17 protein-coding genes are annotated in these 22,202 nt (G+C 50.5%); 11 read left to right on the forward strand and 6 right to left on the reverse strand.

Annotated elements, in window-relative coordinates; all coding sequences use genetic code 11:
- The first annotated feature begins 83 nt into the window (after positions 1–83).
- On the forward strand, positions 84–521 hold the full coding sequence (locus ACQ6WK_RS12460) for a GNAT family N-acetyltransferase (protein ID WP_432797706.1): 438 nt from the start codon (positions 84–86) through the stop codon (positions 519–521).
- 21 nt (positions 522–542) lie between these two features.
- Positions 543–1,007, forward strand: a complete 465-nt coding sequence (locus ACQ6WK_RS12465; RefSeq protein ID WP_432797707.1) for a hypothetical protein — start codon at positions 543–545, stop codon at positions 1,005–1,007.
- Between the two features lie 197 nt (positions 1,008–1,204).
- On the opposite strand, the gene ACQ6WK_RS12470 is transcribed toward ACQ6WK_RS12465, so the two are convergent.
- A complete protein-coding gene (locus ACQ6WK_RS12470; protein WP_432797708.1) occupies positions 1,205–2,899 on the reverse strand; it encodes a peptidoglycan-binding protein in 1,695 nt (564 codons plus the stop codon).
- A gap of 674 nt (positions 2,900–3,573) precedes the next feature.
- Between ACQ6WK_RS12470 and ACQ6WK_RS12475 the strand changes: the two genes are divergently transcribed.
- The 6 genes from ACQ6WK_RS12475 to mdh all read left to right on the forward strand — a co-directional run bounded on the left by ACQ6WK_RS12475 (position 3,574) and on the right by mdh (position 10,565).
- The gene (locus ACQ6WK_RS12475; RefSeq protein ID WP_432797709.1) at positions 3,574–4,527 is read left to right on the forward strand and encodes a PEP-CTERM sorting domain-containing protein; all 954 of its coding nucleotides are present in this window, start codon (positions 3,574–3,576) and stop codon (positions 4,525–4,527) included.
- 616 nt (positions 4,528–5,143) lie between these two features.
- Positions 5,144–6,109, forward strand: a complete 966-nt coding sequence (locus ACQ6WK_RS12480; protein WP_432797710.1) for a PEP-CTERM sorting domain-containing protein — start codon at positions 5,144–5,146, stop codon at positions 6,107–6,109.
- Positions 6,110–6,532: 423 nt separating this feature from the next.
- On the forward strand, positions 6,533–7,780 hold the full coding sequence (locus ACQ6WK_RS12485) for an ammonia-forming cytochrome c nitrite reductase subunit c552 (protein WP_432797711.1): 1,248 nt from the start codon (positions 6,533–6,535) through the stop codon (positions 7,778–7,780).
- On the forward strand, positions 7,761–8,660 hold the full coding sequence (locus tag ACQ6WK_RS12490) for a hypothetical protein (RefSeq protein WP_432797712.1): 900 nt from the start codon (positions 7,761–7,763) through the stop codon (positions 8,658–8,660). The genes ACQ6WK_RS12485 and ACQ6WK_RS12490 overlap by 20 nt, the downstream gene beginning before the upstream one ends.
- A gap of 191 nt (positions 8,661–8,851) precedes the next feature.
- A complete protein-coding gene (gene rpiB / locus ACQ6WK_RS12495; protein WP_432797713.1) occupies positions 8,852–9,301 on the forward strand; it encodes a ribose 5-phosphate isomerase B in 450 nt (149 codons plus the stop codon).
- A 304-nt stretch (positions 9,302–9,605) separates the two neighbouring features.
- Positions 9,606–10,565: a malate dehydrogenase gene (gene mdh / locus ACQ6WK_RS12500; protein WP_432797714.1), complete on the forward strand. Its 960-nt coding sequence runs from the start codon at positions 9,606–9,608 to the stop codon at positions 10,563–10,565.
- Positions 10,566–10,668: 103 nt separating this feature from the next.
- On the opposite strand, the gene ACQ6WK_RS12505 is transcribed toward mdh, so the two are convergent.
- The gene (locus tag ACQ6WK_RS12505; RefSeq protein ID WP_432797715.1) at positions 10,669–11,415 is read right to left on the reverse strand and encodes a CPBP family intramembrane glutamic endopeptidase; all 747 of its coding nucleotides are present in this window, start codon (positions 11,413–11,415) and stop codon (positions 10,669–10,671) included.
- Positions 11,416–11,685: 270 nt separating this feature from the next.
- Between ACQ6WK_RS12505 and ACQ6WK_RS12510 the strand changes: the two genes are divergently transcribed.
- Positions 11,686–13,086 carry a DUF4153 domain-containing protein gene (locus tag ACQ6WK_RS12510; protein WP_432797716.1) on the forward strand — a complete coding sequence of 467 codons (1,401 nt, stop codon included), beginning with the start codon at positions 11,686–11,688 and terminating at the stop codon, positions 13,084–13,086.
- 83 nt (positions 13,087–13,169) lie between these two features.
- Here ACQ6WK_RS12510 and ACQ6WK_RS12515 read toward each other — a convergent pair whose 3' ends face one another.
- Positions 13,170–13,793: a hypothetical protein gene (locus ACQ6WK_RS12515; protein ID WP_432797717.1), complete on the reverse strand. Its 624-nt coding sequence runs from the start codon at positions 13,791–13,793 to the stop codon at positions 13,170–13,172.
- Positions 13,794–14,690: 897 nt separating this feature from the next.
- On the opposite strand from ACQ6WK_RS12515, the gene ACQ6WK_RS12520 reads away from it, so the two are divergent.
- Together ACQ6WK_RS12520 and rplU are read left to right on the forward strand one after the other, a co-directional pair.
- Positions 14,691–16,187: an MFS transporter gene (locus tag ACQ6WK_RS12520; protein WP_432797718.1), complete on the forward strand. Its 1,497-nt coding sequence runs from the start codon at positions 14,691–14,693 to the stop codon at positions 16,185–16,187.
- Positions 16,188–16,383: 196 nt separating this feature from the next.
- Entirely contained in the window at positions 16,384–16,698 is a 315-nt protein-coding gene (gene rplU / locus ACQ6WK_RS12525; RefSeq protein ID WP_432797719.1) for a 50S ribosomal protein L21, read from the forward strand.
- Positions 16,699–16,809: 111 nt separating this feature from the next.
- On the opposite strand, the gene ACQ6WK_RS12530 is transcribed toward rplU, so the two are convergent.
- The 3 genes from ACQ6WK_RS12530 to ACQ6WK_RS12540 form a co-directional block, all read right to left on the reverse strand.
- On the reverse strand, positions 16,810–17,403 hold the full coding sequence (locus tag ACQ6WK_RS12530; RefSeq protein ID WP_432797720.1) for a hypothetical protein: 594 nt from the start codon (positions 17,401–17,403) through the stop codon (positions 16,810–16,812).
- A gap of 34 nt (positions 17,404–17,437) precedes the next feature.
- On the reverse strand, positions 17,438–17,860 hold the full coding sequence (locus tag ACQ6WK_RS12535) for a secondary thiamine-phosphate synthase enzyme YjbQ (RefSeq protein ID WP_432797721.1): 423 nt from the start codon (positions 17,858–17,860) through the stop codon (positions 17,438–17,440).
- 144 nt (positions 17,861–18,004) lie between these two features.
- Positions 18,005–21,964 (reverse strand): hypothetical protein, encoded by a 3,960-nt coding sequence (locus ACQ6WK_RS12540; protein WP_432797722.1) that lies wholly within the window; start codon positions 21,962–21,964, stop codon positions 18,005–18,007.
- Positions 21,965–22,202: the final 238 nt, after the last annotated feature.

Genomic DNA, 22,202 nt, shown 5'->3' on the forward strand with positions numbered 1-22,202 from the left:
ATCGCCCCCTTCCCCGGTTTACAATTAATCCAATGACGACCTCTCCATCAGGGTTGAATGGAATTGGTTTTCGAACAGGCCGCATGATGCACATTCATCTTGTCGAACCAGAAGTGATTTATGATCTGCGTCACAAGGTCCTGCGCGAAGGCAATATCGATTTATCTCCATCTTTTGATGGCGATCATGATCCTTCTACCGCCCACTATGCAGTCTACGACGACAACAACATCCTTATCGCTTGTGCAACCCTCCTCGAAAACACCTTCCAAGGCAAAAAAGCCCGGCAACTCCGTGGCATGGCTGTTGACTCCACCTATCAAGGCAAAGGTATAGGCTCGCAACTCCTGCATTACATTGAAAATCATCAACCCATCCCTGCCCGAGATCTCTGGTGCAATGCTCGAACCTCTGCCGTGATGTTCTACAAAAACCACGGCTGGAAAACCGTTGGCGAAACCTTCGACATCCCCACCGTCGGTCCACATATCAAAATGTACCGACATCTCTACAACACGTAACCTAATCGCACACAACACATCATGAGCCAGCCAACAATCATCCGCAAAACACTTCGCCGATGCATGGAGATACTATGCGTATGCTCAGCATTCACCGCCCTGACATGCCTGTTTTTTCTTTTGAACGATCAAAAGCGATGGAACTACAACCCACAATTCAGAGCAAGCATCATCGTCTGCAACATCCTCATCGACAGCAAAGGGGTCTGGTTCCATAATGGCGAATTCCCATACCGTGGCAGCATCATTGGCTTTGCTGGCGATCCTGATTTGCCGATCGTTACAGGTGCCGGCACAGAGGACATTTACTACTACCGCAGCATTCGACCACAAGACAGCTATCTGGCTTGGCGGACACTGTGTATTAACTGGCTAACACTCTACATCACGTCAACCATCCTTTGTGCATTGCTCGCGCTCATACTACTTCGCAAACCTCATCAATCGGTGAGTCAATTTCAGCAGATTGAAATCCCAACCACCTAGCAGGCATTTGATCTTTACCCAACACTAACATGATTCATCAACCACGCTTGTGCTATCGCTTTCAAGACCTAGCCGGCCGCTTGGAGGCTATCTCATCATACAACATCCAATACTCCATCAAATCAAACGCTCTCCCCCATCATAAAAGCTCTGCTTCTCAGCAGAGCTTTTATGATTTTCATTCATTCGCACAAAGCTTATCCGCGCCGCCGCCTGACCGTCACACCCATCGCACCCAACAACATCAGCATCCCCGCCGTCGGTTCTGGAATCGTCGCAATGAACGCATCAAATGCCGCCTGCTCCGCACCATTAAAAGCAACATTCTGATTCAACGTAAACACCGCCAAATCATCTTCATCCACGTCCCAATCACCATCCCAATCACCCAACGCCCAGCCCTTATCTCCGGTACGTTCAACTAGCGAACCTGTCCAGTTATCACGCAACAAAACAAAATCTGCAAAATCGACATCCTGATCGAGATCGCCATCGCCGTACACTGTGCCGAGTATGTCCTCAATGAGGAAATCAACATCTTTATCTGTCACTAAGGTGCTGGTTGCCGCAAGATTATAGATCGACGCATCACCACCAACATTCTTAAATAGCAAATCAATATCATCCCCATCCACGCTGCCATCAATATTAAAATCACCTGCCGCATCACCCGTCATGGCAATCGCACCACTTGTTAGCCGCATATCAATATGCACGTGGTTTAGGTGAACACCGCTTGAATCGCCAATGGCAAACGAACTACTGCCAATGGCATTCATCCGCGTATTAAACTCATCACGAATATCCGTGTTACTGATGATCATGCGGTACGCTTCCGACCCCTCTGCCGCTTCCGTGACAAACGCTACCATCACATCAACCACGCTACTTTCTGCCGAACTCAGAACCCCGTTTCCAAAATTCATCACACTGCCCGGCACATTCAAATCAATATCCATCCCCGCCTGATGTGTCTGATGAAACGCGCTACTTCCGTACCCATCATCCGTCGATAGACCATTGATTGTCTGTGTCCCACTAGCAACGGCACTAGCCTGCTCAATCGTCTCCACCGTCCAACTTGTCGCCCAGCGCTCAGGCTGCGGTGTTGCACCAGATCGCCCACCCCCCGAATCAATCCCCGGCAAGATATCAAAGTTACCTTGCCCATTCCCAATGCTAAACGGAATGCCCTGCGGATCAGGATCAATAAGCTCTACCCAGCTTGGCGCATTGGCCGCATTGAGCCATGCCGTTGTATTTGGCCCGACCACCCCGTCACTGCTACCCGTCCCGGGCTTACCTGCACCATTCGATTGTGTTGCAGCCTGAAAAAGCTTCACCGCACTTTCGCTCATCGGACCATAATCACCATCCACCGACAAAGTCGAGCCTCCTTGAGCTGGATAGCCAAAGTAATTCAATCGCTGCTGCTGCCGCGCAATACTCACTGGGTCACTATCACCCGCCGTCACTGCGCCCCGCCCTGCACCGCTATAGCCTTCGCGCACCGTGATCTCAAACGTCTGATCAACCCCATCAATCTTGACCGAACCGCTCAAAACCCCTTGAAAACCAATACTATTCGCATTTGTATCCCCACCCGTACCATTGATTGTGTCAGGAATAATGTAGAACCGCCCCGTATCGGAGAACGGCTGCCCATCAAACGCATTCGTGCTTGCGATACTCGCACCGCTAATCCCACCGAAATCCAAGCCTGTAAAACTTGCCCCTCCTGTTGCCGCACCAAGATCCACGAGAATCACATCTCCCGTGCGACCAAAGAAATCAAGATCAACATCCTTCGTCCCAGCCTCTGCCACCAGTGAACCAGACAAACCAACCACATAAACCCAAAGCAACCGCTTGATTTTCAAATCTGTACGCATCTTCTACCTCCTAGAGCAATACACTGCCACACAATAATATAAGTATGACATTACGCCATCCCCTAACCGACAACCTCACGCCTACTTATCGTTATATAAAATATGTCCGACACTCATAAAACATGCAAGCAAATCTTATATTTACACAACAATCAACTATTTACTTTCACAAACAACATCAGATACGAGTCAAATTAGCCTTAGAGCTATCCCCTAATACACTACTGCCAACACTGGCTCTTCCGCACAACTTTTATTTCAAACACTTAATTTACATATATTTACGGATAAAATCACCAATACAGGTGCTATCCATGAGCTAACCACTAATTCTATAATTTTTTCTTGGCGCACTCCGCTGACGTGTTATTATATTATTCATAGCTACATGGCTATAAGATAAGTGCTAACGTTTTGTTTCTACTAGAAGATTGATTCTCTGATCCAGCAACTCTTTCTACGCATTACTTTGCTGAATCTTAATTGTAAACCTCAGACCGCATTTCCTCTGAGATAAACCGTCAACCAAAAATTGTATCCCGACAACCTAACTTCCGGTGCTTGGCCATTTGTTGTGGCATTTACGCATTTTGTGTTTTGCTTGTGTGTCGTTTGACCCCGTCCACAAGCGAGGAGACAGGAGGGGTCATTCACATCCGAGAGAGGAACACTAGATGACAGCAATGAAAACAACTTTAGGATTAAGCCTCGCAGCCGGACTTGCCTTCGCTGCCTCACAAGCAAGCGCAGCCGTTTTATTCTCATCAGACCTGAGCACAAGCGCTGGCTTCACCGATGTCTCAGAAGCGGACACTTCCGTCACTTTTGGTTTTGATTACAGCGTCATGGGCATCTCTGCCGCTCCAAGTGGTGGCGACACTGTTGGCCTCCGCCTAGGTGCAAATATTGCAGGTGGCGCAGCCGCAACCGCATCAGTTGTAACGAACACCAGCTTCACGGGCGCATACAAAGTGAGCTTCGACGCATGGGCAAATGTCAACGGCCCATTCCCAGGTGGCGGTGGCGGCTCAACCGAATTCATTGGTGGCGTTGTTGGCCACGACGGATCAACTTTAGGCCAAAATGGTGCCAGCATGATCATGACCGGCGACCGCGGATCATCACGTGATGTACGTGGCTATAAAGGAACCAGTGAACAATTCATTGCCAGCGGCCAATATCACATCGCAAGCAACAATCATGACGGACTCTGGGGCATCTTCGGACATGACGGCGGTGATGGTGTTGAAGATCTTCCAGGCGATGTTGGCGCAGCTGCACCCGCTTTCCAGCAAGCAAACTATGCACAACAAACTGGCAATCTCGGGGCTGGCTCCGGTGGCTTCGAATGGCACCAATTCTCAGCTCTTGTCGACGGTGTCGCTGGCACAGTAACGTGGTCTATCGATGGTGTCGATATTATCACAATCGACAGTAATATTGGTGACGCCGTGGCCGTCGAAGGCCGCGCAGGTTTAACCTACTCAGACCTGTTCAGTTCGGTTTCTGATAATGCCGACCTTTCCTTCGGCGTCTTCGACAACTTCGTCGTGGAAGATATTCCAGAACCTGCCTCTCTCGCACTCTTTGGACTCGGCGGTCTTGTCGCCTTGCGCCGTCGCAAGTAAAGCAGACTCATTACGTCTGAAATTTGATGTGATTTAAAACCGACCACTCAACCCAATAGCCGCTGGACTGCATAAAACAGTTCGGCGGTTTTTTTACTACCCGACAGCGATTACGTGCAACTTATGAATAGCAAACAGCGTAAGTTCAAATACTTACAAATACAGACCATTTAATCTTTAAAAATAAATGAACGAGATTCGTCTAAAATATTTTTTCGCAACAGCGTACAAATAAATCTATAAGATACTTCGTAACACAATTCGCTAATTAAAAAACCGTATCTCATTGTTTAACAAGTATTAACGCAGATATATCCCGTACATAACCCTCGACAGATCCTAATTAATTTAACTATTACAATCGAACACTTCACGTATTTAGGCTTGGATATAAACATAAGTTCTATAATTTTAATTGGCGCGATCCTTTCTTGAGGTAATATAAACACGTCGTTCCGTACTAAGTGTTTTTAATTAAGTGTTTATACGCACATCAAGTGCAATTCTTACACGAACTTTTAATTTCACCCATCAGATCATAAAGCGTTCTGCTTGCAATCGTCGTCGCAAGAAAGAACGAGGAGATCGGAGACATTTCAAAGAGAGAGGTATTTCTATGAAGAAAATGTTTACCACAAGTGCACTTTTGGCAGGTCTTGCTTTTGCAGGTTCTACGCAAGCAGCCGTTTTATTCTCATCAGACCTAAGTACAAGCGCTGGCTTCACCGACGTCTCAGAAGCTGATACTTCCGTCACTTTCGGCTTCGACTACAGCACCATGGGGATTGCAGCTGCTCCAAACGGTGGCGACACCCTCGGCCTACGCATGGGCGCTAACTTGGCTAATGGCGCAGCAGCATCGGCAGCCGTGGTCACCACTGCTAGCTTCACCGGCGCTTACAAAGTCAGCTTCGATGCATGGGCAAATGTGAATGGTCCATTCCCAGGTGGCGGCGGCGGCTCCACTGAATTCATCGGTGGCACCGTTGGCCATGATGGCACCACCACTGGCCGTAACGGCGCAGCACTGCTGCTTACCGGTGACGGTGGCTCATCACGCGACATCCGTGGCTACAAAAACACCAGCGAACAGTTCCTCGCAAGCGGTCAATACGCCGTCACAAGCCAAAACCAAGATGCACTCGTGCCAATTTTCAGCCACGGTGCAATCGGCGATGAAGCACCCGCACTCCAGCAAACAAACTACTCACAGCAAGCTGGCTCGGAAATCTTGGATGAATTTGACAATCCTACTGGCACCTTCAACCCACCAAACCTTCGCGCTGGCGCAGCTGGATTTGCATGGCACACCTTCGTCGGTATCGTCGATGGCGTGGCAGGCACCGTGACATGGTCCATCGATGGCGTTGACATCGTTACACTCGACAGCAACATCGGCTCAGCCGTTGCCGTTGAAGGCCAAGCTGGTCTTGTTTACGCTGACCTCTTCAGCTCTGTCTCTGACAACGCTGATCTGTCCTTCGGCGTCTTCGACAACTTCGTCGTGGAAGATGTTCCAGAACCTGCTTCACTCGCACTCTTCGGCCTCGGCGGTCTTGTCGCCCTGCGTCGTCGCAAGTAAAGCAGACTCATCATGTCTGAACTTTGACGTGATTTAAAACCGACCACTCAACCCAATAACCGCTGGACAAAGTAGTTCTGTCCGGCGGTTTTTCTATTTCCATTTTTATATGAAGTAATTAGCAAAATGATTCCAATTCTCAAGTTCATGCAAACAAACGATTAACAAGACAAAACTTTTATCCACAATTGAAAATTAAGTTGTATTAAAGAGTTTTTTTTCTTTAAATAGAAGTACTGAGCGCACTGGGGTTGTACATTTAGTATGATCCGCACAGCGCACGCTGAGCTTCGCCGCCAGCATCCCACCTGTGTTGATTGGCAGCCGTGTGTTTGTTCTCACAGCATGTCGAGTGATTGTTTTAATATTTAGCGAGTTGTTTGAATTTGATCCCGTGACGTCTCTTGGACCTGGAGTTTCGCCGTGACATTTCGAGCCATCTTTACAGCGGTCATTATTGCAACTGCACTTCTTGTAGTTGTCCTTCTAGTCAACCGGCAACGACCTGTACAGCACACACAGCAGCCAACTGCTGCGCTTATCCGTGCTTCGGGTAAGTGTGCTGAGTGCCACGAGAAGGAGACGGGTGCCATCGTGCATGAGTACAGTACGTCTGGTCATGCCAAGGCTAACATCACCTGTTTGGATTGCCACCAACCTCAAGGCAATCAAACACCCGTCGAACACCGCGGATTCACCATCGCAGAAAATCTCACCGCACTAAACTGTACACAGTGCCATGCCGAGCAGTACGGCCAGTTCCTCCGCTCACGACACGCGGCACCGGCATGGGCAGCAGTTGCCGGCTCGGAAGACTTCACGCCAGAGCAAATCGAGTACGCCGAAACCTATCACCCAGGGACGGTGAAACGTCCTCACAATAAACTTGCTTTGCTCGAAGGACCGGCGGCGATTCAGTCTGGCTGTGCATCCTGTCACGATGTTGGTAAGCCAAATCCTGACGGCTCCATCGGTACCTGTACCGCTTGTCACGCACGGCACGCCGCTTCGGTTGAACTGGCTCGCCTTCCACAAACCTGTGGCCAATGTCACATGGGTCCCGACCACTCACAGATCGAAATCTATAATGAATCCAAGCACGGCGTGCTCTTCAACCAGCAACGTCCACACATGAATATGACTGCCAAGCCAGGCACACTCACTACCAATGATATGCCCGTGCCGACTTGTGCTACCTGTCACATGTCTGGCTTGAATAATCTCAAGGCCACGCACGACACCACCGAACGACTCTCGTTCTTCCTCTATGCACCGGTCAGCCAGAAGCGATCGCACTATGTCCGTGGCCAAGCCAACATGAAGGAAGTTTGCAACCAGTGCCACACGCAAAGTCACACCGACAAGTTCTATGCAGAAGCCGAAGCCGTTGTTTATGAAACCAATGAGAAAATCGGCAAAGCGCAAGCGCTTATGTCTGACCTGAAAGAAGAAGGGCTGCTTGATCACCCACCATTCAGCCAGGAAATTGACTTTGCATATTTTGACATGTGGCACTACTACGGACGCACGGCAAAACATGGCGCCTTCATGGGCGGAGCCGACTTCGTGCAGTGGCACGGCAATTATGAACTACTGCATTATCAGGTAAAGCTGGATAAATACGCCAAAGAACTTCGTAAAGCAAAAGCACATGAACAAGCAAGCGAATAAAGATGCGGCCTCGCCTGTCTCACTGATGCGATCGATCTTTTCACCCCGAGGTTTCATCGAGTTGTTCGTCTGGTCGAACCTCGCGTTCCTCACGGTTGACATCTACTTCGCACACTCAGTGAATGACTTTCACGAATGGACCGAATGGATCCCGTTCTACTTCTCGGCTGTCGGCTCAATGCTGCTGCTGCTTGTGATGATCATCTGCAAATTTGATCCCACACAAGGACTTTCAAAAGTTGTCGGCAACATTGTTGGTGCGCTCAGTATCATCGTCGGCATCGTTGGAATGCTCCTGCACCTGCAATCCAGCCTGTTTGCTGAATTCACTCTGCAAAAGCTGGTCTATTCCGCACCGTTTGTCGCGCCGCTTTCTTATGCTGGCATCGGATTGCTGATCATTATGAACCGCACCGTAAAAGCAGACGACATCGAGTGGTCACACTGGACTGTCTTCTTAGCACTTGGCGGGTTCCTCGGCAACTTCGTCCTGTCGGTCCTTGATCATGCCCAAAATGGCTTCTTCCTCATCACAGAGTGGATTCCGGTCATTGCAGCTGCCCTCGCTGTTGGCGTGCTGTTCCCCGCACTCTGGAACAAAGTGAGCAAAGCCTACCTCAACTTCTGTATCGCGATCATGCTGCTGCAGATGGGCGTGGGCGGTTTGGGATTCCTCCTTCATTTCAAAGCTGACTATAACAGTGGATCGGAGAACATCTTCGAAGATTTCGTCTTTGGGGCACCTATCTTCGCACCACTACTGTTTGCCAATCTTGCATTACTCGGCATGATCGGACTTTGGTCCCTGCATCGTCACGTTGGCCTAGAACCGACAGGGCAAAGCACCACTGGAACGAACCCCGAATCGCAACCTGCATAAGCATCAAAAAGGCACTTCGTAGGCTGCGAACCCATGGCATTTCTGATATAAACTGCTGCACATCATTTATCCTGCGCGTAAAATGACGGCGGATTCAATCATCCCCGCGTGCGGATTTCGACGATCCTATGACGGGCAATCAATACCCTGCCCCATCTATCGCCCAAACGGGCACTTCACGGAGCACCCTCATGAAAATCGCCATTGCTTGTGACCACGGCGGATTCCCACTAAAGCAAGAGCTTGCTGAACTTATCAAATCTCTCGGCCACGAAGTGATCGACCTTGGCGCTCACCAATACGACAAAGTTGATGACTACCCAGACTTTGCACGCTACATGGGACAAGCGATCCAACACGGACAAGCCGATCGTGGTGTGCTGCTTTGCGGCTCTGGCGTTGGTGCATCAGTCGCGGCCAACAAGCTCACAGGCGTCCGTGCCGCAGTTTGCCACGACACCTACTCGGCTCATCAAGGCGTGGAACACGACGCTATGAACGTCCTCTGCATGGGTGCTCGCATCGTTGGCGTAGAAGTTGCTAATGAACTTGTCCGTGCGTTTCTTGGAGCCAAGTTCTCAGGCGAAGAACGCCACGAACGCCGTCTTGAAAAAGTGAAGGGCATGGAAGCTGGTGGATAATACACTTTGCCTGCTCACATCTTTCCAACTCACACAAAACACTATCTCGATCGCACTCGCTCAACGGCGAGTGTTTTTATTTCTCCTTCACGAAGCCCTTTTCCCGACTAACAGAACGGCCAGTCCGAAAACCAAAACTATGCCGCCTTAAGGGCACATCACAATCCTCATCCAGCAAACATCCGGCAAATAACCGGGAAAAAACAGCCTTCCGCCTCCACCCCGCCTTGCCGCCGCCTCCCAGATGCCTATCATGCTGATTAGATAAAGACAATCACACCCTTTTTTACCAAGGATCTCAGTCATGCCAAAGCGTGCAAAAATCTCCATCATCGGTGGCGGCAACGTCGGTGCTTCCTGTGCCATGTGGGCTGCTTCTAAAGAACTCGGCGACATCGTCGTGCTCGACATCCCGCAAGCTGAAAATGCCGTCAAAGGCAAAATGCTCGACCTCTTCCAGTGTGCACCGATCGAATGCTTTGACGCAAACATCACCGGCACCGCTGACTACAAAGACATCACCGGCTCTGACGTCATCATCGTCACCGCGGGCCTTCCGCGTAAGCCCGGCATGAGCCGCGACGACCTGATCGAAACCAACGCCAAGATCGTCAAGTCCGTCTCTGAAAACATCAAAGAACACGCACCTGACGCGATCGTCATCCTCGTGTCTAATCCCCTCGACGCTATGGTCTACACCGCATGGAAAGCGACCGGCTTCCCGACCAACCAAATCGTCGGCCAAGCAGGCTGCCTCGACGTAGCACGCTACAAAGCATTCATCGCCATGGAAACCGGCTTCTCCGTAGAAGACATCAATGCCCTTCTCCTCGGCGGCCACGGCGACACGATGGTCCCACTGCCCCGCTACACCAATATCTCCGGCATCCCTGTGACCAACTTCATCAGTGAAGCACGCCTCAATGAAATCGTTGATCGCGCGAAAGTCGGTGGCGGTGAAATCGTCAAGCTCATGGGCACTTCTGCCTACTACGCACCAGCAGCAGGCTCTGTGCAAATGGCTGAAGCAATCATCAAAGACAAGAAGCGCATCATGCCATGTGCCGCGTTCTGCGGTAACAACGAGTACGGCGCTCAAGACCTGTTCGTCGGCGTGCCTGCGGTCCTCGGTGCTGGCGGCGTTGAGAAGGTTCTCGAACTCGAACTCGACGAAGCTGAAAAAGGCTACATGGATACTTCCATCGCAGCAGTCAAAGAACTGGTCGGCATCGTCAACAAGATGTTCCCAGAACTCGCTAGCTAACTCTCCGGGAAGTGTTCTTCACTGAACATCCTCAACCCACAAAACAAACAAAGCCCGCAGAGCAATCTGTGGGCTTTGTTCATGCGTCCTAAAACCACTTATTCTAGTGGAAGAACAACAGATAGCCGATCGCGAACACTGCCACATCCACCATCGTATGACTCAAATAGCCTGGCCAGATTGAACGGTATTTTAGGTATAACCAAGACCAACTCATGCCACCGACCATGATGCCGAAGCAGCAAAGCAGATTCAATCCTACGTCAAAATAAGAAGCCAATGCGATGAAGTGGTGCACAGTAAAAAAGAAGGCACTGAGGATAATAGCGATTTTTCCGCCAGTAAATGTTTCAAACTTCTTGAAGACAAACCATCGCCAAACATATTCCTCCAGCACTGAGTTAATCGTGATCCAATACAGCGCTGCAATGATATAAAAAATCGGCTTATCCAAGCCGATCTCTGTCGCCTTCGCTTTGATCAAACTTAGGTCAACCGCATCTTTTGCATAGCCATAGTAAGCGCCGAAGATGATCGCACAGATCACGGTTCCCATCACCGCGGCAAGCGCGAGCCCCTTGCCGATTTCCTCTCGCTTCATAGGTGAAAAGCTGATCTTCTGTTTGTCGACCCACAGATGCCATACGAGCGGCAAGAGCAAAATCCAGATTTTGCTCATAAAGAAAAGGCCCTGCCCGATGGCGGTACCTTCAAGCCAGTACATGCCGCAAGCAGTGCCGAGACTTGGTATCGGCAGAAGCAGCAGCAATGCAATCACTGCACGGCGCACATGACTCTTTGATCCGTCCTCAGACAATTCACGATGTTTATGGTTCGTATCTGTATCCATCCCCCCATTATCTCAAATTGATCTGTCTTTTGTGAACCAACGGGCAATCTAAACGTATTAAATTTTAGACAACCCAATCACAATCCGCTTCCGAGGTTCAACATGACCGCAGCCAATCTCCCTCTGCGCCGGCGTTATCTCTTTGCCCTTACCCTTACATGCTTAACCGCTTATATTGCTGACCTGCTGTTCTATAGGCATAACATCGGATGGTCAGCCGGGCTGTTCTGCTATCTATTGCTTCTGTGTATCTTGCTGAGCGGCAAACCAATGCGAACCCGATCAGTCGCCACATGTGCGATCACGATCACCGCAGGTATTGCATGTTTCTCCATGATTCTAGAGCCGTCCCCTCTGGCCATCACATTGACTTTCTTCTCTTTGCTGCTGCTGTCGATCACCACACAAACCTATTTACCCGCCAAAGTATCAGCTATCTTATTAATGTTTACTCAGTATGTTGCCTTGTATTTCACTCGGCTTAGTCACGATTTATGGAAACTGTATCGCTCACGGCACCGATGCCCCAACTCGCGTGGTCGCGTCCTCCGCCAAGTTGCCCTTTGGGTCCTGCCACTCATCATGGGTTTTATTTTTATCCTCATCTTCCGAGCGGCCAATCCAATTCTGTCGAAGTATTTAACGCTTGTTACTGATTATCTCAGTGAACAACTTGCGCATATCACCGAGCTGATTGCCCCGCTGCGTATCGGGCTATGGGTGAGTACGGGGCTTCTGGCCTATACGTTCCTTCGCGCCCGGTACAAGCCGCACCGATCACACCCCTTTATCCTTGAATCACGATCGCCAACCCTGCGTCTGTCACAAAAACTGTTAAGCCCACCAATCATCCTGCGTTCATTGATCCTGTTCAACCTCATCTTTTTGATGCAAACCGCAATGGACGTGCGGTATCTATGGATGGGAGCAGCACTCCCCGACGGGATGACTTATGCGTCCTATGCACACCGCGGCGCGTATCCACTGGTCGGGTCGGCGTTATTGGCTGGCTTGTTTGTTATTCTCGCTTTTCGCCCAAGTATTCAGCAGCTTTCTCCGCGATCTCGTCAGGCTTTGAACGGGCTGGTTTATCTCTGGATCATCCAAAACATCTTTTTGATCGCCAACGCGATCTTCCGCCTTTCGCTTTACATCGGTGTATTCTCGCTTTCACGATGGCGTGTCGCGGCGGCAATATGGATGCTGCTTGTCGCACTGGGTTTGATCACACTCATGATCAAGATCGCCACCTCACGTCACAACACATGGCTTGTCCGGATCAACGCCATCAATCTCTATCTCGTGCTACTGATTGCCAGCCTGTTTAACTTCGACACGATCATCGCCAACTACAACGTGCGGCACTGCCAAGAAATCACAGGAAGCGGTGTGGCGATTGATGTCAACTATTTAGCATCACTTGGTACAGATGCGCTTCCGGCCATGAACTGGTTGTATGATCATCTTCCGCAAGATCATCCGTCACAGGCAACATTAGCGAAACATATCCGCGATCTAGATATTCAAATCACGAATCAAACTTCTGATTGGCAAGGTTGGTCGTTGCGCCGGGCGGCTCTAATTAAACAACATAGACAAACGCTACCCACCTTCAATTCGCAACAATATCAAACAATTCCTGTGCTTCAACCTGAAATCAGCCACGAGTAGCGCCTAAAAAAATAGCACGACCCGGGCAGAGGATACGCCGGGTCGCACTCGATCAGGGGTCAATGTTGTGACAGCTTGTTGGCTTAGCCTTCATCATTGGAAGGTGCGTCAACCGCTGCTTTCTGCAACAAAATCTTGTCGTCTTTCTGCTGCACTTTTTGCGGCTTAAGCCGCTTGAACTTCTGTGGTGTTTTCAGGTAGATCACACCACGTGGCTGTATGCGTTTACCGTTGGCATCCACGCTTGCCTGTTCATTTCTTATTACGAACACGCGTTGTTTGTTGTTCAGGCTTCGCCATAATCTTTGCGCCTTGAGCAACCCATTGTTCTCGTCAATCCCTGCGTTTACGCGGTCACGCTGCCCGTAACGGGCCTGATTCGGGTCGATAAACACGGTGATGCTGCCGCGGCGAACTTCAGCCATGCCCGGCCAAACCGGTTGCTTCGCAAGACCATTGCTGACTGTTGCGTCAGGTGTGACGATACGGCGCTCAACCAATTGCGTCGATTCGTCCAACGTATCCGGCGCGACTTCATGGTACTTCGGATAATACGCGCCGGGATTCTGTACGGTTAGTGTCGCACGTGCTTTTTGATTGCGCACGGTAAACACGCGTGAGTGCTGCGAGCTAACTTGAGCGCTGGCACTGACGGCAAAACCACTGATACAAAACAAACCGATCGCGGTGTACTTCACAAAATTCATTGACGTCTCTCCAATTCTCTCCAACGACTCAGCAGGCTTGGCCAAGCATCAGAGATGGGGTCTGGCAGCTTTCCCTATGCTGCCGCTGATAGTCCTTCATCTTCTTCCCCGCATCGCGTGGTCTCAATACGCTTTGCAATGCCACATACTTTCTTTCAAAAACACGTGACCGACTGGTTGTTCAAGAAAACAAAACCCTGCTCCCCCTTAGCCCTCGCAATCTCCCCTTCCTATGCTTTCTCTCCGCCGCCCCGCGTTCTCTTTTCCATGTCCGAGCGATCGCGATTCTCTTTCCACTCGTTGGTGCTTGCGTCTCAATTCAAGCACCTCTGTTCTCTTTTCCAAATACCGGGCGATTACGAAGCATCACGCGTCTCACTTCATCATGCTTCTGTTGTCAGACAGGTGGGCGCCTCAATTCCCATCTGCCGACACCATCTTATCCCCACCCTGTCCTCTCCCCATCCTGGGTCGGATCTCAAATTCCCTTGATCAGGTCTCTTCCCCTGATCCCTCGTCATCTATTCGATTAATTATCAGTGTCTCAGCCAATCTTTCCGGCGTCTCATTTCCGGGCGATAGGAATACATTCGCAAGGGGCATGCCAGAAAATCCGTGAGGCATTCTAAATTTGTAATCTATTTAATATAAACCACTTACATTAATACATGTCGCGCGAATTCCACTTTTCACACTGCACCAGATGATGCGCCAAAACAACATAATCCGCCCCTGCCGTGCTGCGCCACCGCCACACGTCGAAAAAAAAGCACATTCTGTCGGGTTAGGGGCTTGTTTCTTTTCCAGTCAAAGTCATAATGCCCCGCTTCAATGCTGCCTGACCCGCAGCATCACAGAGGCACGGCCTCGGGACGGTGTGTTTTGCCAGCTACAACCATGACTCGGCCCACCAAATTGCCGAGTAATCTTCGACGCGACCTTCTCAAACTAAATAGACTCTGGCTCCTCGGCTCAATCTGGCTTTGGACAATTACCGGTGCGGCGCTCACGCGGTTCGCTCAAGGCATTGGGATGCCCGAAGCGGCATTCGGTATCCTCGCGGCCTTGCCATTCATCGGCGCACTGCTTCAGTTACCAGCGTCTTACATGATGGAGAAGCACAGCTTTCGTCGGCGAACAACCATCATCGGCGCGCTGGTATCACGCTCGTGTTGGGTTGTGGTGGGTTTGTTGCCATGGGTGCTGCCGTTAGAGATGACGTGGCCAATGATGCTGTTGCTTGTGTTTTTTGCGTGGGCGGCCATGCACTGTGCGACACCGGGCTGGATCTCTTGGATGGCGGATCTTGTGCCGGACAAAATCCGTGGGCGATTTTTAGGTAAGCGACGATCGGTAGGCATGCTTGTCGGAGTGTTTGCCTCGCTTGCGGTAGGCTGGATGCTGGATGTTGTGGAGAAGGCGGGCAACCCGCCGCAAATTTTGCTGATGGTAACAAGCAGTGTGTTTATGATTGCAGGATTGCTTGGCGTGATTGAAGTGATTGGTTATGCGAGACTGATCTTGCCGGATAAACCGGCGCCAAAAGAACCATACAACTGGCTATCGAGTTTATCTGAACCCTTAAAATCAAAATCTTTTCGATACTATCTCGCATTCAACATCATCTTTATCTTTTCGATCGGCTACATTGGTCAATACATCTGGCTGTATGCCTTCGAGTCGCTGAAGCTGGAAAACTGGGTAGCCAACCTGTTGCTGGTGACCATCCCCCTGCTCATCTCGGGGCTGGTGCAAACAGCATGGGGGAAGCTGATGGACCGCGTCGGCAAAAAACCGGTGATGATTATCACCGTGTTTCTTTGCATCATCGGTCCACTCGGTTGGCTCTTGTGCATGCCCGGCGATTTGTTCATGGTCAGCTTGCCATACGTTGGTGAGTTTCCTATCCCGGCATATGTTCCGGGTTATCTCTTCGTGCTGGTCGCGGTGGCGGCTTACCCGGGCTTTGATTTGGCAAATTTCAACATCCTCATCGGAATCTCCGGCACAGGATCCAAAGGATCTGTTTATGTGGCGGTGAATTCGATCTGCGCTGCGGTGGCTGGTGCGCTCTCAGGCATCATGGCCACCATCATCACGAAATACATGGGCGACTTCACCTTCACGCTGCCCCTGATTGATCGCACCTACAGTTATCTGGCGTTTCTATTGATTCTGGCTTCGGTGATCCGCGTATTCTCGCTTCCACTGATTTGGGGCATTGAGGACTCTAAGGCGGCGCCAGTGAAAGACACGCTGCGATTCATGACGACCTCGGTCTATTCCAACATCCGGCAGGCGGTGCTGATGCCGACACGGGTCGCAGTGCGGCTGCGGCGGCGTACCTATGACCTTGAGACCCCCTGCCCACAGGATGAGACTGTCAACGATTAATGTAATCCCATTTCATGCAATGAATTAAGTTCACGTCGCTGGGACGGCTGATCACCCTCGAATCCAACTGGGATCACACATACAGCTCCAATTTGGACATTTTCACGATTGTAGCTAAACTATTTGGCTCACCTGAGTTCCCCAGCGGGACTCCACTCTATTCTAGATAAACTATCCCAACCAGAGAGGTTGACTGATGTACGCGATCATCGAAGACAGCGGCACGCAAATCAAAGTTTCAGAAGGCGACGTCATCAAGATTGACAAGCGCGAACTCGCTGAAGACACAGCTTCCATCACTTTCGACAAGGTTCTCCTCGTCGGCGGCGAAGGTGAAGCTAAGATCGGTGAGCCCGTACTCGCTGGCGCTTCGGTTGAAGCAGACGTCCTCGAAGAAGGACGCGATGAGAAGATCAATGTTGTGAAGTTCAAACGCCGCAAGGGTTACAAACGCAACATGGGCCATCGCCAGTCATACATCAAGGTTAAGGTCACAAAGATCAGCGCCTGACATGACCGACCATAAGTAAACAACAAACGGCAACCAATCGGTTGCCGTTTTCTCATGCATTCCTACCCCAAGGAACTATATCACTTTTTTCAATCGCACTCACAAAGACTTTTATCCCCACCATTCTTCTTCTTCCCATTCTTCGAGCACATCACCGCCACATAACATCGGCACCCCCATCATATCACTCACTTTTCGCGCTAATGTCGTCATCTCCACACGCTGCATTTCGCTCCAAGCCTCATACCGCTGTAGCCGAACCTTCTTACCACTCACCAATTCGACATATACCTCCCACACGTCACATTGATCCTCCGCACCAACACTTTTGCAATGGACCACCACCCGTCGTGCGTCATCAAACCCATGCCCCTTCATCCAAAGCGGTAGAAATCCAAACAGTAACCACCGCCGTCTAAGCTCACGGTTGTAACCATCAAGTTCGATCACACCGTATACCCCACACATCAAAAGCAAGACCCCCACGACCAACCATCCACCAAGCTGTAATTGCCAACCAGTATGAAACCACCGCGACCACAGCCCCAGCGCGATCAGCGCACAGGCAGCAAGACCCCAGAGCCTACTCGCCCAGCGTCCCACTCGAATCTTCATAAAATCATTACCGCCGACGAGTCGCATTCGCACCTCACCTAAAGGCGTCCAAAGCATACGGCTACGTGCAGTACGCTTAAACCCAATCATGTTTGTTAACCCCCGAATGGCCCACAGATCTATTCTACTCGCCGATGATCTTGACCAGCACTCTTTTTCTCCGCCGACCGTCAAATTCAGCATAGAAAATCTGTTCCCACGGCCCAAAATCCAACTTGCTATCGGTAATGGCCACCACAACCTCGCGTCCCATGATCTGCCGCTTCATATGGGCATCTGCATTATCCTCACCGGTCCGGTTGTGCCGATACACTTCACCGCTGGCATTGAATGGTGCGAGCTTCTCCAGCCAATCATCATAATCGCCGATGAGTCCGCGTTCGTCGTCGTTGATATAAACGCTTGCGGTGATATGCATAGCATTTACTAGGCACAGGCCTTGCTGCACACCGCTCTGGCGTACCAAAGCCTCAACTTCTGATGTGATATTGATATAACCTCGACGGTCTGGCACGTTAAACCAAAGCTCTTCTCGTAAATGTTTCATTTGGCTACCTCATCTTGGTGTGTCTCAATCATCATCCATCATACACCGCGCTATAGCTTGAGACACGCAGCGGGTTCATCAAGTCATAAAAAAAACGGCCTGCTTGCGCAAGCCGTTCATATGACGTTCACCAAATTAACTCAATTAAAAATCATCTGGACTAAAACCGGGACGCCGCGGACTACTACGCCTTCTGAGGTCTTCGATTTCGCCGCGGTATTCGCCACGTGAATTATCGCGCCGCTCCATGTTGCTTGGCTGTGATGAATCACCATTACGTGGCATGCGATGGTGGAGACCTTCTTTGATCGGTGCATTGAGCCATGTACGAAGCTGCACATAGTGATCACGTTCAAACAATTCCGGGAACTCATCAGTCACAGAACGCATTTCGTTGGCATCCCGCCAGATGAATTCTCTCCAGTTCACCAGTTCACGGTAATCCTTCCAACCCAGCGCCCCTGGTCCACAACGATCAATCATCATGCGATAAGAATCTGCATTCACCATGCTCTTGTCCATGTATTGATCGCGGAACCGCTGATCGTTGATCTTACCTATCGCATAAGAATCGTTGGCATACAGCAAGCCGTACACTGCGTCTGTGACCAGACGCCGATTGTTGGATGACAGATTACGACCGTTCTCAACACGGTAAATACCGCCACGACTAATCTCACCAGCTTCTTTGAGCATGCGTAGCGCTTGCCCATGGCCGTGATTAACCAAAACAGCGGCTGCTGCATATTGCTCAAAGCGAGGCGGTATCTTCTGTTTGAGATCCAATCGTTTGTAGCGACCCTGATCATCGAGACCATGCAGCAAAATCTTAAGCAATGGTGACGCAACTTCCGTTTGCTTCACATGCTTGAATGCTTGCGACATTGCCCATGGATTTCGTCGTATCAGCTTCACCAAATCCTGATGGTATTGCAGAACAGATTCACGTGAATCGCCGAGCTTCAATACATTCGCTGTGATCCAAAGCTCAGAACTTATTGGTGAGTTCGATCGGATCGCCATCGGTTCATGAGCAGAATAAACTTCGCGACCACGCACATATATCCGCGGTAGCAACATACCTTCAAACTTCTCGGCATCCGCATTCAGCGCTTCAATCCCACGCTTATACGCTGCATGATCCGCTTCGATATATTGCGCTGCGACCTTGGTCCATTCATCAAACATCAACGGAAACTCAGGTGCGACATATGGCCGCACACCTGCAAGTTCTTCGGTCGCATTACGAACACGTTCACCTTGATAGGGTTGAAGCGAGGCAGGCATTTTCAAGCCGAACGAATAAGACTTCATACCTTCTGCCATCGGACGACGGCGGCCCGAACGCATCTGTGCTTTCTCACCATTGCCTAGCCGTTGCCATACTGGATGCAGTGGCCCAAGATCACGTTCAACTTTGACCATGTCCGTCATACGACGGGGTCCGTTCGTCAGCTTGGCGACTTTGATCTCACGACTCCAAGCCGCCACATCGGCTTCAAGATCACCATCAATCACCACAATCTGCAGCGAGTCCACCATCTCACCCGTCGCCACATCCACCGCGTGCAACGACAAACCATCGGTGCCATCACCATTGGTCCAGACACGACCACCGATGGCCAATGTTGTTTGCTGAGCCATGGTTGCACCGTTGCCACCCTTGGCTTGGTTTCGATCTTCTAAACCCTCAGCACCATAAGCTTCGCCCAGTCCGGTCGCGATGCGTTTGCCGATTTCGTCAGCGTACATAAACCGCTCATGCTGCTGTACTGGAATCAGTGGTTGAAGCACCACTTTCTCCGGCTGCTCTCGCGTAACTTCCCCTGCTGCTTTACCATCGGTCCGAAGGAGTGGTTGCAGATAAGCACTCAGCGCCATGACCACTTCATTCGGATCAAGGTCTGCAGCCTTTGCTTCATAAATTTTCGTTCGCGTTTCACCGACAAGATCACTCAGCCAAAGCTGAAGCTGATTGCCAGTGGCTGCACAATGGTCGACAAATTGGATTTGAATGTGTCCGGGCATTCCCAGCCATGTCTTGTCTGTTGAAGAACCGCCAAAGGCAGATTGCCCGCCAGCATAGTAGCTCTGTACAAGTGGCCGATCGATGAAAGCAATTCGCTCATCGCCCTTAAGCATTGCGATCACTTTGTCCATCGCCTTTACCGCTGCAAGCCCCGTCTCCTCGTAACAAAGCTCGTTCATCCCCAAGGAGATGTTTAGCTTCTGCAGTTGCAAGTCAGTCATGGTCCAGTTGCCATCGGTGGTCGGTGCATGCTTGATGAGCACCGGAATCACACCCATGCCAGCAATCCATGTCTTGGTTCGTAATACGGGTGCACCACCGGGTGTCGCTGCGCTGGTCACTTTAAGCTCGTAACGATAACTCGCATTAGGTGAAACGCGCGTGTCAGTATAGGAACTAAGTTTGGGATCGAGCACCTCGATAAGCCGCTTGCTTTCACTGCCACCTTCACGATAGACCGCCACTGCAATCGGCTCGCCGTAAGCATCAAGCCCCGCAACCAAATCACGGTTATCCCAACCAAGCTGAATAAAGTCGCTATATGGCGTCACTACTAAATTCTTTGGGGGTGCGGCGCTTGGCAACTCAAGCATTTGGATCTGATCTTGACCCGCGGGGCGGAATGTCAGGATTTGATTGGTGATCTCTCCGTCAGGACCAAACTGAGGCTGCTCTTCGACATCGGCAAACGCCGATTCACTCGGCAGCATCTTCACTGACACCGCGCTGGTCCCACCGACTGGAATCACGCCACCCGGCTGCTCGCTCAGTGCCTTACCCTCTCTACCTAATGCGTATTCCATCACGTCTTCACGCCATCGACCGTGACCAGCCCCATCCACTTCAATCCCGCGAGGCATGATCGTCGCCATCACAATGTTAAATGGCGCGTCCATCGGCAGCTTTGGCAGTTCGAGGCTTAAAGCCTTGCGGCCAGAGATTTCTTCATACAACACGTCTTCCCAGCCGGGGATCGCCAAGTAAAACATCAAACGAATCATCGGCACATCTTCACGGGCCTTATCGACAGGCGACCAAGAAACATGACCGCCACGCACCTTCGGCATTTTGATCACGGGAAACGCTTGCGCTGGCGTATCAAAAATCCGTTTGCCTTTTTCGTCCAAACAACTCAAGCGGTAGTAAACATGATTTCGCCCAGTCGAAATACTCTCGCCATCACCCAGTGCGAACAATGTTTCACCGCCGGATGTACTCGCCACGCCCTTTATCGCAACCTGACTGTACGTTCCGTCAATTGTCTCTGAACGGTACAACACCATCTTGATGCTCATGTTCAGTTTCTTCTCTGCGTTTTTGGCTTGCTTTACGCGCAGATCGAACATGTACGATGAACCTTTGGCGATCCATTCGACGTCGACTTTAACCTTCTCAACTTTAATCTCACTACGATTCTCATCGGTAATCGGCGACCAAATATTCGACAGGTCGGTCGATTGACTGTCTTTGACAATATCCTCAGCGGTTATTGGCTTTGCTGGTTTTGCATCGGCTACGGGTCCTTCTTCAATCGTTGGTGGCGCAGCTTGGAACGTATTCTTCACCACGTAAAATCCGACACCGCCAGAGATCAACAGAAATGCCAGCATGATCCCCAGTCCCAGTGTGAATTTTCCTTTGCGACCTTTCTGTAATTCCTCGCCGGCATAGATCCCGTACAACCGTTCCATGCGACCTTGAATATCTCCTTCGGAGCCCGCCGCATCGCCACCACCCTGTTCCTTCGCTACGGCCTCAGACTTCACACCTGCGGTACGCTCGAGTCGGCGTTTGGGTTTGCTGCGATTTGGAATGGGTGTACCGCTGGCTTCAGGCGCAAGGGAGCCGAAGTCAAATGGCGCTGGACCTTCACCACCAACAATGCCATCACTTGGTGGAGCTGCAGGTGTACCACCTACAGACGACGCAGCACCTGTGTTTGGCTTCGACGGTTTGGCGTTCTTCGGAACCATACAAGACGCACTACAAGCAGGACACTTCACAGTCTGCCCGATGAGCATCTTCGGCGCACTAAAACTGGCACCGCAGTTTGAGCAATTTACGATCACTTTCATTTTTTTCTGCCACCACTCGGTATCTGGAAATCGAAAGGATCCATATCCTGCGACTCCCGGAACTAATAATTCTTAACAACCTATTAACAATAGATTTATGCTACGTCTATCTTGTACCCACTAGATGGCCCTTATATTACATGATTTGCGATTCTCTGTAAGCAACAAGGGTAAAATTTCCCAAGGTTTGCATTTTTAGACGATCTCATTTTCAATGGTGCAGCAATCGGTGGCCGAT

The organism is Poriferisphaera sp. WC338, from assembly GCF_050931845.1.
GTDB lineage: Bacteria > Planctomycetota > Phycisphaerae > Phycisphaerales > Phycisphaeraceae > Poriferisphaera.